The sequence below is a fragment of the Geodermatophilus sp. SYSU D00079 genome (assembly GCF_054050635.1).
Window position 1 is genome coordinate 1 of sequence record NZ_JBJGZS010000047.1, and the last position, 14,077, is coordinate 14,077.

A 14,077-nucleotide genomic window follows, 5' to 3' on the forward strand; every position below is an offset into this window, starting at 1 on the left:
CCCCCCCCCCCCCCCCCCCCCCCCCCCCCCCCCCCCCCCCCCCCCCCCCCCCCCCCCCCCCCCCCCCCCCCCCCCCCCCCCCCCCCCCCCCCCCCCCCCCCCCCCCCCCCCCCCCCCCCCCCCCGGGGCCGCGCTCACCGGTGGCGCCCGTGCACCAGCCCCATGACCCGGGCCAGGGCGTCGGCGGCCGCGGCCGGCCGGCCGAAGCTCATGAGGTCCACCGGCAGCCCGAACCGCCGGCGGGTGATCGCCTTGGCCCGGGTGAACTCGCGCAGCCCGTCCGGGCCGTGGATCCGGCCGAAGCCGCTCTCGCCCACGCCGCCGAAGGGCAGCGCCGGCACCGAGGCGAAGGTGAGCACCGAGTTCACCGAGGTCATCCCCGTCCGCATCCGGCGGGCGAGGTCCATCGCCCGCTCCCGCGACCGCGAGAACACCGCGCCGGCCAGGCCGTGCGCGTTGGCGTTGGTGCGCTCCAGCGCCTCCTCCGCGTCGCGCACCCGGCTGATGGTGAGGGTCGGCCCGAACGTCTCCTCGCACACCGCGGCGGAGGTCTCCGGGACGTCGAGCAGCACCGTCGGCGCGACGTAGCGCCCGTCGACCGTCCCGCCGGCGAGCACCCGCCCGCCCGCGGCGACCGCGTCCTCGACGTGCCGCCGGACGACGTCGGTCTGCGTCGGCATGGTCATCGGGCCGTAGGCGGCGGCGTCGTCGGACCCCGGCCGCAGCCCGCGCACCCTCTCGGTCACCTCGGCGACGAAGGCGTCGTACACGCGCTCGGTGGCGTACACCCGCTCGATGCCGATGCAGGTCTGCCCGGCGTTGCTCATGGCGCCCCAGACGGCGGCGTCGGCGGCGGCGGCCACGTCGGCGTCGTCGTCGACGATCATCGCGTCCTTGCCGCCGAGCTCCATGAGCACCGGGGTGAGGGTCTCGGCGCAGGCGGCCATCACCTTCCGGCCGGTGGGCGCCGACCCGGTGAAGGCGAGCTTGCCCACCCCGGCCCGGCACAGCGCCGCGCCCGTGCCGCCGTCGCCGGTGACCACCTGGAGGACGTCGGCGGCGTCGGGCACGGCGGCCCGCCACGCGGCGGCCAGCCAGGCGCCGACGGCCGGGGTGTGCTCCGAGGGCTTGAAGACGACGGCGTTGCCGGCCGCCAGCGCGTAGGCGATCGAGCCCATCGGCGTGAACACCGGGTAGTTCCACGGGCCGATCACCCCGACCACGCCGAGCGGCTGGTACTCCACGGAGGCGGCGTGGTTGGCGGCCAGCAGGCCGGGGCTGACCCGGCGCGGCCCGAGGACCCCGCGCGCGTGCGCGCCGGCCCACGCCAGGTGGTCGACGGCGAGGGCGGTCTCCAGGATCGCGTCGGCGTGCGGCTTGCCGTTCTCCCGGTGCACCAGGTCGGCCAGCTCGTGCATGCGCCGGGCCAGGGCGCCGCGGTAGGCGGCCAGCCGCCGCCGGCGGCCGTCGAAGCCGAGCGCGGCCCAGTGGACGGCGGCGGCGCGGGCCCGCCCGACCGCGGCCCGGACCGCCTCGTCGTCGTGCACCGGGAAGACGCCGACGACCGCGCCCGTGGCGGGGTCGGTGGACTCGAACGTCGGGGCGGCGGGCGCGGGGTCGGCGTCCAGCGGCTGCGCGAGCGACATGGTCCCGGAGGCTACCCACGGGTAGCGCGGTCAGTCCTCGCCGCGCGCCACCCGCCCGGCCCAGCGCAGGTCCGCCTTCCCGGCGGGGGAGCGGTGCACCTCGCGCACGAAGACGACCTCGCGGGGCCGCTTGTAGTCGGCCAGCTCCGCGCCGACGGCGGCCCGCAGCTCCTCGGCGGTCACCTGCCGCCCGTCGTCGAGCGCGACCACGGCGGTGATCCGCTGGCCGAAGCGCTCGTCGGGGACCCCCACCACGATCGCGTCCCGGACGCCGGGGTGGCGCAGGAGGACCTCCTCCACCTCCTCGGGCTGCACCTTCTCCCCCCCGGTGTTGACCACCCGGCTGCCGCGGCCCTGGAAGACCAGCGAGCCGTCGGCCTCGAGCCGGGCCAGGTCGCCGGGCACGGAGTACCGGACGCCGTCGACGACCCGGAACGTGCCGTTGCCGGCCGAGGCGTCGCCGGCGTAGTGGACCTCGGGCGGCGCCGGGGCGGCCAGCACGCCCACCCGGCCCGAGCCCGGGACGACGTCGCGCCCGTCGTCGTCGAGCAGCCGGGCACCGGGTGCGAGGACGAACCGGGAGGTCGGGGCCACCTCGCCGCGGCGGGTGAGGGACAGCGCGTACGGCCCGCCCTCGGAGGCCACGACGACGTCGGTGATGTCGACGTCGGCGTGCCGGAGCAGGGCGGCCTTGTTCTCGGCGCTGAACACCGCGCCGACCGAGACCACCCGGCGCAGGCTGGACAGGTCGTGGGGGCGCCCCGCGGCGGCGGCCGCGTCGAGGGCGGTGACCAGGGGCCGGGCGAAGACGTCGCCGACGATGACGACGTCGGTGACCCGGTGCCGGGCCACCGCGGCGGCGAGCTCGTCGGGGTCGAAGGAGCGCGACGCGGGGAAGACGATGCGGCCGCCGGCCACCAGCGTGCCGAGGGTCGTGTAGATGCCCGTGCCGTGCATGAGCGGCGTGGGCGTGAACGTGACCAGCCGGTCGGGCTCGGCGCGCGACTCGCGGGCGCGCTGCGCCAGCTCGTCGAGCGTGCGCGGCGCCGGGATGCCGAACTTCGCGAACCCGTTGGGCACGCAGCTGACGGCGAAGACCGTCGACTGCCGGGTCAGGACGCCCTTGGGCAGGCCGGTCGTGCCGCCGGTGTAGAGCAGCCAGTCGCCGTCGGGCCGGGCGGCGCGGGGGAGGGGGGCGGTGGCGGCGAGGAGCTGCTCGAGGTCCGCACCCACCGCGCCGGCGTCATCGGCGGTGGGGCCGACGCGGACCAGGGCCGGCAGGCCCGACGCGGCCTCGGCGACCACGGCGGCGGTCGACCCGTCGAAGACCAGCGCCGCCGCGTCGGCGTCGGTGAGGACGTGGCGGAGTTCCGCGGCGCGGTAGCGGTAGTTGACGTTGAACGGCGTCGCGCCGAGCTTGCAGGCGGCGAACACCGCCTCCACGTACTCCGGGCTGCTCCACAGGCCGATGCCGACCCGGTCACCGGCGGTGACGCCTCGCGCGGCCAGCGCGGCGGCGAGGCGGGCCGCGCGGTCGTCGAGCTCGGCCCACGTGCGGGACCGGTCGCCGTGCACCACCGCGACGGCGTCGCCGAGCTGGTCGGCCACCGTCTCGAGGATCGTCGCCAGATTCTCCTCCATGAGAGGCACACTACTGGCGATCGTCACGATCTTGCGTATCTTGTTTCCCACCGTCGCGGAGGTGGGAGGCGGGCCTGCCGCCCCGCGGAAAGCGGGGTTGTCCCGGGCGCGGCCGCTCTCCTCCGCGCGATCGTCCCGCAACGGCAGGAGTGCACGATGAGGAGCGCGTCCGCACCGGCGTCGGGGAGCCCGGCGCCGTGACCACCGTGGCGCCGAGCCCGCCCGGCGACGACGACCTCGCGCCCGACGCCCGCGAGGAGCTGCCCGGCCTGGGTGGGGGCGACCCGCTCGCGCCCGCTCCGGTTCGGCCGCAGACGCACGTGCTGATGTTCTGCGGCGTGCACCTGACCGAGCCGGGCCTCGCCGTCCCGACCCTCGGCCTGATCGACGCGCTCGCCCGCGTCGGCGTCGGGGAGCACGCGGCGCGGTCCACCGTCAGCCGGATGCTGCGCCGCGGCACGCTCGAGCGGCACCGCCGCGGCAAGCGGATCTTCCTGTCGCCCACGCCCCGGGCCCGGGCCGAGCTCGCCGAGGGCGGGGAGCGGGCCTGGCGCTCACCGGTCAACCGGACCTGGGACGGCCAGTGGACCCTGCTCGGCTTCTCCCTCCCCGAGAGCCGCCGGGCCGACCGTCACCTGCTGCGGTCCCGCCTGCAGTGGGCGGGGTTCGGCATGCTGCAGAACGGCCTGTGGGTGGCGCCGCGCCAGGTCGACGTGGAGGCGCTGGTGCGCAAGCTCGACGTCCTGGACCACCTCAAGGTCTTCCGGGCCTCGGTGGCCGCCCCCACCCAGGTGCCCGACCTCATCGACGACGCCTGGGACGTCGCCACGATCGCGCGCGGCTACGAGCAGTTCCTCGCCCGCTGGGACCGGCCCGACCCCCTGCCCGACGCCCCTGACGACCTCGCCCGCCAGCTGTGGCTGCTCGGCGAGTGGACGCTGCTGGGCCGCCACGACCCCGGCCTGCCCGTGGAGTACCTGCCGGCGGACTGGCCGGCCGTGCGCGCCGAGCACGTCGCGCTGCGCCTGCGGACGCGCTACGACCGGGGGGCGGCGGCCATCGCCGCCGGCCTGGTGGAGCACCTCGGCGGCGCCGACGCCGACTCCGGCTGAGCCCGCCGGGAGGCGCTGCCCGGGACTTCCGCTTTCTGCGCTCGTGCGTTGACGTCCGCCACGAAAGTGAATAACTTGCCGGAGGCGGCAGGTGCTCGGCGCGTGCCGCCCGGATACCCCGTGTGCCCCCGCGCCACGCTCTCGAGAGGACTCCCATGCAGCTGAACGGCAAGGTCGCCGTCGTCACCGGGGCCGGTCGCGGCCTCGGTCAGGCCTACGCCAAGGCACTCGCCGCCGCCGGCGCCGCCGTCGTGGTCAACGACCTCGACGTCGAGCTGGCCGAGGAGACGGTCAAGGCCATCCAGGGCGCCGGCGGCACCGCCGTCGCCGAGGGCTCGGCCATCGGCTCCACCGAGGCGGCCGAGGCGCTCGTCGCCAAGGCGGTCGGGGAGTTCGGCCGGCTGGACGTCATGGTCACCAACGCCGGCGTCCTGCGGGACCGCACGCTGCTGAAGATGGCCGACGAGGACTTCGACCTCGTGGTCGAGACCCACCTGCGCGGCACCTTCACCTGCGGCCGGGCCGCCGCCAAGCAGTTCAAGGAGCAGGGCGGCAACGGCCGCCTCATCCTCATCGGCTCGCCGGCCGGCCAGCGGGCCAGCTTCGGCCAGACCGGCTACACCGCCTCCAAGGCCGGCATCGTCGGCCTGGTCCGCACCTGGGCCGCCGAGCTCGAGCGCAGCGGCACCACGGTCAACGCCGTCATCCCCGTCGCCCTGACCCGCATGGTCGCCACCATCCCCGGCATGGCCGAGCTGGTGGAGATGGCCGAGCGCGGCGAGCAGCTGCCCGCCGACGTCCGCGCCAGCGGCCTGGGCACCCCCGACGACGTCGCCGGGCTCGTGGTCTTCCTCGCCTCCGACGAGGCCGCCGGGATCACCGGTCAGGCCATCGGCGCCGGTGGTGACCGGATCGCCATCTGGTCGCACCCGACCGAGGTCGCCGTCGAGGTCCGCGAGGGCGGCTGGAGCGCCGACGCGCTGGCCGAGGCCTTCCCGACCACCTTCCAGCCGCACCTGCAGCCGTTCAAGCCGGACACCGTCCCCGGCCAGCCCTCGGGGAAGTGACCAGCATGGGGATCAAACTCGACGACATCGTCGCCATCGACGTGCACACCCACGTGCACAAGTCGGTGAAGGGCGCCGCCTACACCGCGGATGCCGAGGACATGGGGGAGTACTTCGGCATCGGCAAGATGCCGCAGTACTCGGTGCCGGAGGTGGCCGACTACTACCGCGAGCGCAAGATGGCCGCGGTCGTCTTCGGCGTCGACAGCGTGTCGCAGACCGGTGAGGACCCGGTGCCGACCAACGAGGAGGTCGCCGAGCTCGCCGCCGAGCACAGCGACGTCCTCATCCCGTTCGGCAGCATCGACCCCGCCCGCGGCGCGGCCGGGGTGCGCGCGGCCCGGAAGCTGGTCACCGAGTACGGGGTCAAGGGCTTCAAGTTCCACCCGAACACCCAGGCGTTCTTCCCGAACGACCGGTCGGCGTACCCGCTCTACGAGGTCATCGCCGAGCACAACCTGGTGGCGCTGTTCCACACCGGCCAGACCGGCGTGGGCGCCGGCCAGCGCGGCGGCGGCGGCATCCGGCTGAAGTACTCCAACCCGCTGCACGTCGACGACGTCGCCGTGGACTTCCCCGACATGAAGATCATCCTGGCGCACCCGTCCTTCCCCTGGCAGGACGAGGCGCTGTCGGTGGCGACGCACAAGCCGCAGGTCTACATCGACCTGTCCGGCTGGTCGCCGAAGTACTTCCCGCCGCAGCTGGTGCAGTACGCCAACTCGCTGCTGAAGAACAAGGTGCTCTTCGGCTCCGACTTCCCGGTCATCACGCCCGAGCGGTGGATGAAGGACTTCGACTCGATCTCGATCAAGGACGAGGTCCGGCCGAAGATCATGAAGGAGAACGCCGCGAAGCTGTTCGGCCTCACCGGTTCCGGGAACGGGGCGTGAACGAGAGCTTCGCGACCGTCCTGGAGACGGTGGGGGACCTCCGGCGCGACCGGCTGGCGGTCAGCCACGGCGACCGCAGCCGCACGTGGGCCGAGCTCGACGAGCGCGCCGCGCGGCTCGCCGGGCACCTCGCCGCCCAGGGCATCGGTCCGGAGTCGCGGGTGGCGGTGGCGCTCTACAACGGCATCGAGTACCTGGAGAGCGTCTTCGCGATCCTGAAGCTGCGCGCGGTGCCGCTGAACGTCAACTACCGGTACCGCCGCGACGAGATCGTGCAGCTGCTGGAGGACGCGCAGGCCGAGGCCGTCGTCTTCGACGCGTCCCTGGCCGAGCGGTTCGGCGAGGCCCGGGGCGCGCTGCCGGAGCTGACCGCGCTGGTCCAGGTCGGCGGTCCGGACGACGTCCCCGCGTGGGCCGCCGACTACGAGCAGGCCCTCGCCGCCGCAGAGCCGGCGCCGCGCATCGAGCGCGGCAACGACCACTGGCTGATGTACACCGGCGGCACCACGGGCAAGCCCAAGGGCGTGCTGTCCCGGCACTCCGGGCTGTTCGCCACGTGCAGCGCCAACGGGCTGCTGCTGCTCGGCGAGCCCCTCCCGCAGTCGCTGGCGGAGCTGCGGGCCACGCTGGAGCGGCTGGGTCTGGACCGGGACGCGATGGTGTGCCTGCCGGCCCCGCCGCTGATGCACGCGACCGGCATGTACACCACCTTCGGCGCGCTGCTGGCCGGCGGGCGGGTGGTCTACCTGGCGTCGAAGTCCTACGACCCCGACGAGCTCGCGGCCACGGTGCAGCGGGAACGGGTCGACACCGTGTCGATCGTCGGCGACGTCTTCGCCCGGCCGCTGGCCGACGCGCTGGACGCCGCCGAGGCGGCCGGCCGCCCGTACGACCTGTCCAGCCTGAAGCTCGTGATCAGCGTCGGCGTCACCTGGAGCGCCGACGTCAAGCAGCGGCTCCTCCGGCACGCGGACATGGTCTGCCGGGACCTCGTCGCCTCCTCCGAGGGCGGCCCCTACGCCGTCCAGGAGACCCGCCGCGGCGACCCCACCGAGACCGCGCGCTTCCAGCTGTTCCCGGGCGCGCAGGTCATCGACGAGACCGGCCGGCCCGTCACCCCCGGCTCCGGCGAGATCGGCATGCTGGCCGCGCCGGTCGACGAGCACATCGGCTACCAGGGCGACGCCGAGGCGACCGCCAAGACCTTCCGCGAGTTCGGCGGGAGGCGGTGGGTCGTCCCCGGCGACATGGCCAGCATCGACGCCGACGGCACCGTGGTGTTCCACGGCCGCGGCAGCCGGGTCATCAACACCGGCGGCGAGAAGGTCTACGCCGAGGAGGTCGAGCAGGTCCTGCTCACCCACCCGGCCGTCCGGGACGCCATGGTCGTCGGCGCCCCCGACCAGCGGTGGGGCTCCCGGATCGTCGCCGTCGTCGCCCTGCGCCCCGGCGCGCAGCTCACCGACGAGGAGGCGCGGTCCTACGTCGGCGAGCGGCTGGCCGACCACAAGCGCCCCCGCGAACTGGTCGTCGTCGACGAGCTCAAGCGCAGCCCGTCCGGCAAGGCCGACCTGTCCTGGGCTCGGCGCCTGGCCGAGTCCGCCCAATAGTCCACGCACACACCCCTAGGAGGACCCCATGGCCACCCCCATCAGCGTCGACGGCGTCGAGGGCGTCAAGAGCCTCGTCGGCAAGGAGCTCGGCCCGACCGAGTACGTCGAGATCACCCAGGACATGGTCAACCTGTTCGCCGACGCCACCGGTGACCACCAGTGGATCCACGTCGACGTGGAGCGGGCGAAGAAGGAGAGCCCCTTCGGCGGCCCGATCGCCCACGGCTACCTGACACTCTCGCTCATCCCGCGGTTCCTGCCGCAGCTGACCGAGTTCACCGGCTTCGGCATGGGCGTCAACTACGGCACGGAGAAGGTCCGCTTCCCCTCGCCGGTGCCGGTGGGCGCCAAGCTGCGCGCCAAGGCCGTCGTCGACGAGGTCACCGAGATCAAGGGCGGCGTGCAGATCCAGCAGACGGTCACCTTCGAGACCGAGGGCGGCACCAAGCCGGCCTGCGTCGCCACCATCGTGGTCCGGCAGTACGTCTGATGAGCGGCTCGCCGGCCGGGCCGGCTCCCCTGCTGGCCCGGCTGGCGGCCCTCGACACCTGCGCGCTGTCCGACGCCCTCGACGGGTACGGGCGCGCCGGGGTCCTGTCCGGGGTGCGGCCGCTGTGGCCGGTGCCCCGGGTGGTCGTCGGCCGGGTCCGCACGCTGCGGGTCGGCCCCAAGGAGCCCGGGTCCGGGCCCACCGTCCACCTCGGGACCCAGCTGATCGAGACCGCCGAGCGCGGGGACGTCGTCCTCGTCGACGCCGGCGGCCGCACCGACGTCTCCTCCTGGGGCGGCATCCTCAGCACCGCCGCCACCCAGGCCGGCATCGCCGGGATCGTCATCGACGGCGCCTGCCGCGACATCGGCGAGAGCGAGCAGCTCGGCCTGCCGGTGTTCGGCCGGGCCGTCGTCCCCACCAGTGCCCGCGGCCGCATCGTGCAGCTCGGCATGGACGAGGAGATCACCGTCTGCGGCATCCCCGCGCGCACCGGCGACCTGCTGGTCGCCGACGTCTGCGGCGCCGTGGTGGTCCCCGCCGACCTCGCCGAGGACGTGGTCGAGCTCGCCGAGCGGATCGCCGCCCGTGAGCGGGACATGGTCGCCGCGGTGCGCTCCGGGCGCTCCGTCGTCGACGTCATGCACGACTCGCAGTTCCCCGCCCCCCAGTGACCTGCCCCCAGGAGCGCCCCACCCCATGAGCGAGCTGCTGCCCGCCACCGAGTTCGCCGGGCTCCCGACGGCCGCGCTGTCCGACGCCATGGACCGCCTGGCCCTGCCCGCCGCCTGCCAGGGCGTCAAGCCCCTGGCGCCCGGGCAGCGGCTGCTCGGCCGCGCTTTCACCGTCCGGTACGTGGCCACCGGCCGGCCGCCGGGCACCGTCGGTGACTTCGTCGACGACGTCCCGCCCGGGGACGTCGTGGTGATCGACAACGGCGGCCGCGAGGACTGCACCGTGTGGGGCGACATCCTCACCGCGGTCGCCTCCTCCCGCGGCGTGGCGGGCACGGTCATCGACGGCGTCTGCCGCGACGTGCACCGCGCCCGCGACATCGGCTACCCCGTCTACAGCCGCGGCTGGTTCATGCGCACCGGCAAGGACCGCGTCACCGTCTCCGACGTCGGCGCGCCGGTCAGCGTCGCGGGCATCCGCGTGCGCGCCGGCGACCTGCTGGTCGGCGACGACGACGGCGTGGTGGTCATCCCCGTCGAGTACGAGCAGGAGGTGCTCGGCATCGCCCGGGAGATCGAGGAGCGGGAGGGCGCCATCCTCGCCGCCGCCCTGGCCGGCAGCAGCCTGCGCGAGGCGCGGGCCGCGCAGGGCTACCACGAGCTGCAGCGCGCGAGCGGCACCCGGTGAGCGGCTGGAGCACCGACCTCGTCCCGCGGGCGGCGCACCTGGGTGCGTCCACCGTGCACGAGGCCGCCGGCCGCATCGGCGCGCTGCCCTCCTCGATCAGCGCCCTGTACCGGGAGCAGCCGTCGATCGCCGGCCCGGCCACGACGGTGCTGTGCCCCGACGGCGACAACCTGTGGCTGCACCGCGCCATCTACACCGCGGCCCCCGGCGACGTGCTGGTCGTCGAGGTCGGCACCGGCGAGGACTTCGGCTACTGGGGCGAGGTCATGGCGACCGCCGCCCAGGCGCGTGGCATCGCCGGCCTGGTGATCGGCGGCTGCGTGCGCGACGCGGTGCAGATGCAGCGGCTCGGGTTCCCGGTGTTCAGCACCGGCACCTGCATCCGCGGCACGGTCAAGGACCCGCTGCGCCCCGGCGCGATCGGGAGCCGGCTGCGGCTGGGCGACGTCCTCGTCTCCCCGGGTGACCTCGTCGTGGCCGACGCCGACGGGGTGGTCGTCGTCCCCGCCGACCAGGCCGAGGCCGCCGTCGCCGCCGGCGAGGCGCGCGAGCGCAAGGAGGCCGACGCGATGGCGCAGCTGCGCGCCGGCGCGACGACGCTGGAACTGTTCGGCCTGCCGGGGGTGGACCAGTGAGCGGACGACGGTCGATCGAGGTCGAGGGGCTGCACCACGGCGGGGTGCCCATCCCCATGGCCAGCCGGGTCGGACCGCTGCTGGTCTCCAGCAGCATCCTCGGCCAGGACCCGGCGACCGGGGAGCTCCCCGACGACGTCGCCGCGCAGGTCGCGCTGGTCTTCGCCAACCTGCGCCGCGTCCTCGAGGCCGGCGGGGCCACCACCGACCACGTCGCCAAGCTGACCTTCCACGTGCGCGACCGCGCGGCGCGCGCCGCCATCGACGAGCACTGGCTCGCGATGTTCCCCGACCCGGCCGCCCGCCCGGCGCGGCACACCGTCCCCGGCGACCTGCCGCCGGCCTTCCACGTGCAGTGCGAGGTCATCGCCTACGTGACAGAGGAGACCCCGTGATCATCGACGCCCACGCCCACGTCGTCGCGCCCGAGGTGTTCTACGCCTACCGGGCCCAGCTGCTCGGCAGCGGCGGTTACCACCAGGACCCGCCGAAGATCACCGACGAGGCGCTCGCCGCCTCGGCGGCGGGCAACGTGGCCATCATGGACGGCGTCGGCACCGACGTGCAGTTCATCTCGCCGCGGCCGTTCCAGCAGATGCACTCGGCCAAGCCGGCCGAGATCGTGCACCGCTGGATCCGCGCCAACAACGACGTCATCGCCCGCTCGGTGGCCCTGCACCCCGACCGGCTGGCCGGGGTGGCCGGGCTGCCGCTGTGCGCCGGGGCGCCGGTGGAGTCCTGCTTCGACGAGCTGACCCGTGCCGTGGAGGACCTCGGCTTCATCGGGGTGAGCCTCAACCCCGACCCGTACGAGGGCACCGGCGGGGACACCCCGACCCTCGGCGACGAGTTCTGGTACCCGCTGTGGGAGAAGCTGGTCGAGTTCGACGTCCCGGCGCTGATCCACTCGGCCGGCTGCTACAACGGCCGCGAGGTCTACAGCGACCACTTCATCACCGAGGAGTCGATCGCCGTCCTCTCGCTGATGCGCTCGCGCACGCTGCTCGACTTCCCCGACCTGAAGATCATCGTCGGGCACGGTGGCGGGTCGATCCCGTACCAGATCGGTCGCTGGAAGGCCGCGCGTCAGGCGCCGGGCCTGGGCAAGGACGTCCTCGAGGAGCGCTTCGAGGTGTCCCTGCGGCGGCTGTGGTTCGACACCGTCCTGTACGACCAGGCGTCGCTGGCCTACCTGTTCGCCACCGTCGGCGCGGACCGCTGCCTGTTCGGCACCGAGCGCCCGGGCAGCGGCTCGGTGACCGACCCCGACACCGGCCGGCCCTTCGACGACCTCAAGCCGGTCATCGAGTCGATCGACACGCTGACCGACGCCGACCGCGCGGCGGTCTTCGAGCAGAACGCGCGGACGGTGTTCAGCCGCTGGAAGGGCCCGCAGGGCGCATGACGTCGCTGGCCGTCGAGGAGCTCGCCGACCTGCGGGCCACCGTGGCCGGCGCGCTGCAGCCGGTCTGGGACGGCCCGCAGGCCGCGGGGCGCCCCGACGCGGGGGACGCGGCGCTGCGGGCCGCCTGGGACGTCGCCGTGCGCCAGGGCTGGACCGAGCTCGGCGGCGAGGGGGCCCTCGACGCGCTCCTCGCGGTCACCGGCGAGCTGGGCCGGCTGGCCTGCCCGCTGCCGCTGGCCGACGTCTACGTCGCCACGCGCCTGCTCGGGGGCGAGCTCGCCACCGACGTCGCCGAGGGGCGCATCCGTCCGGTGGTGGCGGCTGCGGAGTCCGCGACCGGCACCGTCCGGTTCGTCGAGGCGGCCGCGGCGGCCACGCACGTCCTGCTGCTCCCCGCCGGGGACGGCGCGGCCCGGCTGGTCCCCATCGCCGCCGTCCGCCCCACCGCGGGGACGCCGGCGCCGGCCTGGTCCGACGTGGACCCGGCCGCCGACGGCGGGGGGACCGTGCCGGTGACCGCCGCCGACGCCGGGCAGGCGCGCGCGGTGCTGCGGCTGGCGCTGGCCGCGCGCGCGTACGGCGCGGCCGGGCGCTCGGCGGAGCTGGCCCTGGCGCACGCCGACCTGCGGCAGCAGTTCGGCCGGCCGATCGGCTCGTTCCAGGCGGTGTCGCACCGCTGCGTGGACGGCGCCATCGACGTCGCCGCCTTCACCGCGCTGGCCGACGAGGCGGTGCGGCTGTCCCAGGCCGGCGACCCCGCCTGGCTGCTGGCCACCGAGCTGGCCGTCGCGCACGCTGCAGCCACCGCGGCCCGCGTGCAGTTCGGCGCCCACCACACCCTGGCCGCCATCGGCTACTTCGAGGAGCACGAGGCGCCCTGGCTGTTCCGCCGCGTGCACGCCGACGTCGCCCGGCTGGCAGCGCTGCCGGCCGCCTGCGGTGAACCGGCCGACCTCCTGCTGGACGGCGGCGCCGGGCTGCCCCCGCTGGACCTCGGCGAGCAGGCCGAGGCCGCCCGCGCCGAGGTGCGGGCGTTCGTCGCCGAGCGGGTGCCGGACGGGCTGACGGGGGAGGACCCCGCGCTGCTGGACCTGCTCGCAGACGCCGGCTACCTCGCCCCCGGGCTGCCCCGCGAGTTCGGCGGCCGCGCCGCGACGCCGGCCGAGCAGGTCGCCATCGGGGAGGAGCTCACCTACGCCGGCCTGGCGCGGGGGGCCCGCGTGGCCGCGGCGATGCTCGGCCCGTCGATCGCCGCGCACGGCAGCCCGGAGCAGCAGGCGCGGTTCCTCCCGCTGATCAGCCGCGGCCGGATGCCGTTCTACCTCGGCTACTCCGAGCCCGAGATCGGCTCCGACCTCGCCCACCTGCGCACCACCGCCCGCCGGGACGGCGACGAGTGGGTGGTCGAGGGCCAGAAGATGTGGGGGACCGGCGCCCACCGGGCCGAGTGGGTGTGGCTGGCCGCGCGCACCGACCCCGAGGCGCGGGCCCACGCCGGGATCACCGTGTTCTGCTTCCCGGTCGGGCTGCCCGGCTGGAGCATCCAGGAGCACCGCTCGCTGGGCGGCGAGATCTCCTGCACCTCGTTCTTCGACGGCGTCCGGGTGCCCGACTCGGCGCGGGTCGGCGAGGCGGGCGCGGGCTGGCGGGTGCTCACCGAGGCCCTGGCGCACGAGCGGATCCACATCGCCTCGGGGACGGCGCGGCTGCTGCGGCTGTTCGACGACCTGCTCGCCGTCCTGCGGGCCGACCCGACGACGGCCGGCGGGCGGGGGTCCGCGGCGCGGGCCACCCTCACCGGGCTCGCCGTCCGGCTGCAGGCCGCGCGGGCGCTGGTCGCCGCGAGCACCCGGCGGGCGCTGCAGGCCGGCAGCGACCCCGCCGCCGCCGCGATGGCGAAGATCATCGGCAGCGAGCTGGAGGAGGACCTCGGCGAGGCCGTGCTGGGGCTGCTGGGCCCGGCCGCGGCGCTGGCCGACGGGCCCAACGCCGGGGCGCCGCAGACCTTCGAGGAGTCCCTGCGGCTGTCGATCATGATGGTCGTCTCGGGCGGCACCAACGACATCCAGCGCAACCTGGTGGCCCGCGCGCTGGGCCTGCCCCGCTGAGGGGCGGGGGGGGGGGGGGGGGGGGGGGGGGCGCCCGCGCGCGCCCCGCCCCCCCCCGGCCCCCCGGGCCGGGGCGGGGGGGGGGGGCCGCGGGGCCCGCGCCCG

13 protein-coding genes are annotated in these 14,077 nt (G+C 75.6%); 11 read left to right on the forward strand and 2 right to left on the reverse strand.

Annotated features, from left to right (window positions below):
- Positions 1 to 134 precede the first annotated feature (134 nt).
- Both ACI79E_RS21805 and ACI79E_RS21810 read right to left on the reverse strand, forming a co-directional pair.
- Entirely contained in the window at positions 135 to 1,646 is a 1,512-nt protein-coding gene (locus tag ACI79E_RS21805; RefSeq protein WP_456934675.1) for an aldehyde dehydrogenase family protein, read from the reverse strand.
- 30 nt (positions 1,647 to 1,676) lie between these two features.
- Complete coding sequence (locus ACI79E_RS21810) at positions 1,677 to 3,287, reverse strand: AMP-binding protein (protein ID WP_456934676.1); 1,611 nt, start codon at positions 3,285 to 3,287, stop codon at positions 1,677 to 1,679.
- Between the two features lie 197 nt (positions 3,288 to 3,484).
- Here ACI79E_RS21810 and ACI79E_RS21815 point away from each other — a divergent pair, with 197 nt between their 5' ends.
- The 11 genes from ACI79E_RS21815 to ACI79E_RS21865 all read left to right on the forward strand — a co-directional run bounded on the left by ACI79E_RS21815 (position 3,485) and on the right by ACI79E_RS21865 (position 13,972).
- Positions 3,485 to 4,399: a PaaX family transcriptional regulator gene (locus ACI79E_RS21815; protein WP_456934677.1), complete on the forward strand. Its 915-nt coding sequence runs from the start codon at positions 3,485 to 3,487 to the stop codon at positions 4,397 to 4,399.
- A 155-nt stretch (positions 4,400 to 4,554) separates the two neighbouring features.
- A complete protein-coding gene (locus ACI79E_RS21820; RefSeq protein ID WP_456934678.1) occupies positions 4,555 to 5,466 on the forward strand; it encodes an SDR family NAD(P)-dependent oxidoreductase in 912 nt (303 codons plus the stop codon).
- A 5-nt stretch (positions 5,467 to 5,471) separates the two neighbouring features.
- The gene (locus ACI79E_RS21825; protein ID WP_456934679.1) at positions 5,472 to 6,359 is read left to right on the forward strand and encodes an amidohydrolase family protein; all 888 of its coding nucleotides are present in this window, start codon (positions 5,472 to 5,474) and stop codon (positions 6,357 to 6,359) included.
- Complete coding sequence (locus ACI79E_RS21830) at positions 6,356 to 7,969, forward strand: AMP-binding protein (RefSeq protein WP_456934680.1); 1,614 nt, start codon at positions 6,356 to 6,358, stop codon at positions 7,967 to 7,969. The genes ACI79E_RS21825 and ACI79E_RS21830 overlap by 4 nt, the downstream gene beginning before the upstream one ends.
- Positions 7,970 to 7,997: 28 nt before the next feature.
- Positions 7,998 to 8,462, forward strand: a complete 465-nt coding sequence (locus tag ACI79E_RS21835; protein ID WP_456934681.1) for a MaoC family dehydratase — start codon at positions 7,998 to 8,000, stop codon at positions 8,460 to 8,462.
- Positions 8,462 to 9,136, forward strand: a complete 675-nt coding sequence (locus ACI79E_RS21840; RefSeq protein WP_456934682.1) for an RraA family protein — start codon at positions 8,462 to 8,464, stop codon at positions 9,134 to 9,136. The genes ACI79E_RS21835 and ACI79E_RS21840 overlap by 1 nt, the downstream gene beginning before the upstream one ends.
- 25 nt (positions 9,137 to 9,161) lie before the next feature.
- The gene (locus ACI79E_RS21845) at positions 9,162 to 9,824 is read left to right on the forward strand and encodes an RraA family protein (protein WP_456934683.1); all 663 of its coding nucleotides are present in this window, start codon (positions 9,162 to 9,164) and stop codon (positions 9,822 to 9,824) included.
- Complete coding sequence (locus tag ACI79E_RS21850) at positions 9,821 to 10,459, forward strand: RraA family protein (protein WP_456934684.1); 639 nt, start codon at positions 9,821 to 9,823, stop codon at positions 10,457 to 10,459. The genes ACI79E_RS21845 and ACI79E_RS21850 overlap by 4 nt, the downstream gene beginning before the upstream one ends.
- Positions 10,456 to 10,854, forward strand: a complete 399-nt coding sequence (locus ACI79E_RS21855; protein ID WP_456934685.1) for a RidA family protein — start codon at positions 10,456 to 10,458, stop codon at positions 10,852 to 10,854. Before ACI79E_RS21850 ends, ACI79E_RS21855 begins: the two co-directional genes overlap by 4 nt.
- A complete protein-coding gene (locus ACI79E_RS21860) occupies positions 10,851 to 11,864 on the forward strand; it encodes an amidohydrolase family protein (protein WP_456934686.1) in 1,014 nt (337 codons plus the stop codon). The genes ACI79E_RS21855 and ACI79E_RS21860 overlap by 4 nt, the downstream gene beginning before the upstream one ends.
- A complete protein-coding gene (locus ACI79E_RS21865) occupies positions 11,861 to 13,972 on the forward strand; it encodes an acyl-CoA dehydrogenase family protein (RefSeq protein ID WP_456934687.1) in 2,112 nt (703 codons plus the stop codon). The genes ACI79E_RS21860 and ACI79E_RS21865 overlap by 4 nt, the downstream gene beginning before the upstream one ends.
- The last annotated feature ends 105 nt before the right edge of the window (positions 13,973 to 14,077 follow it).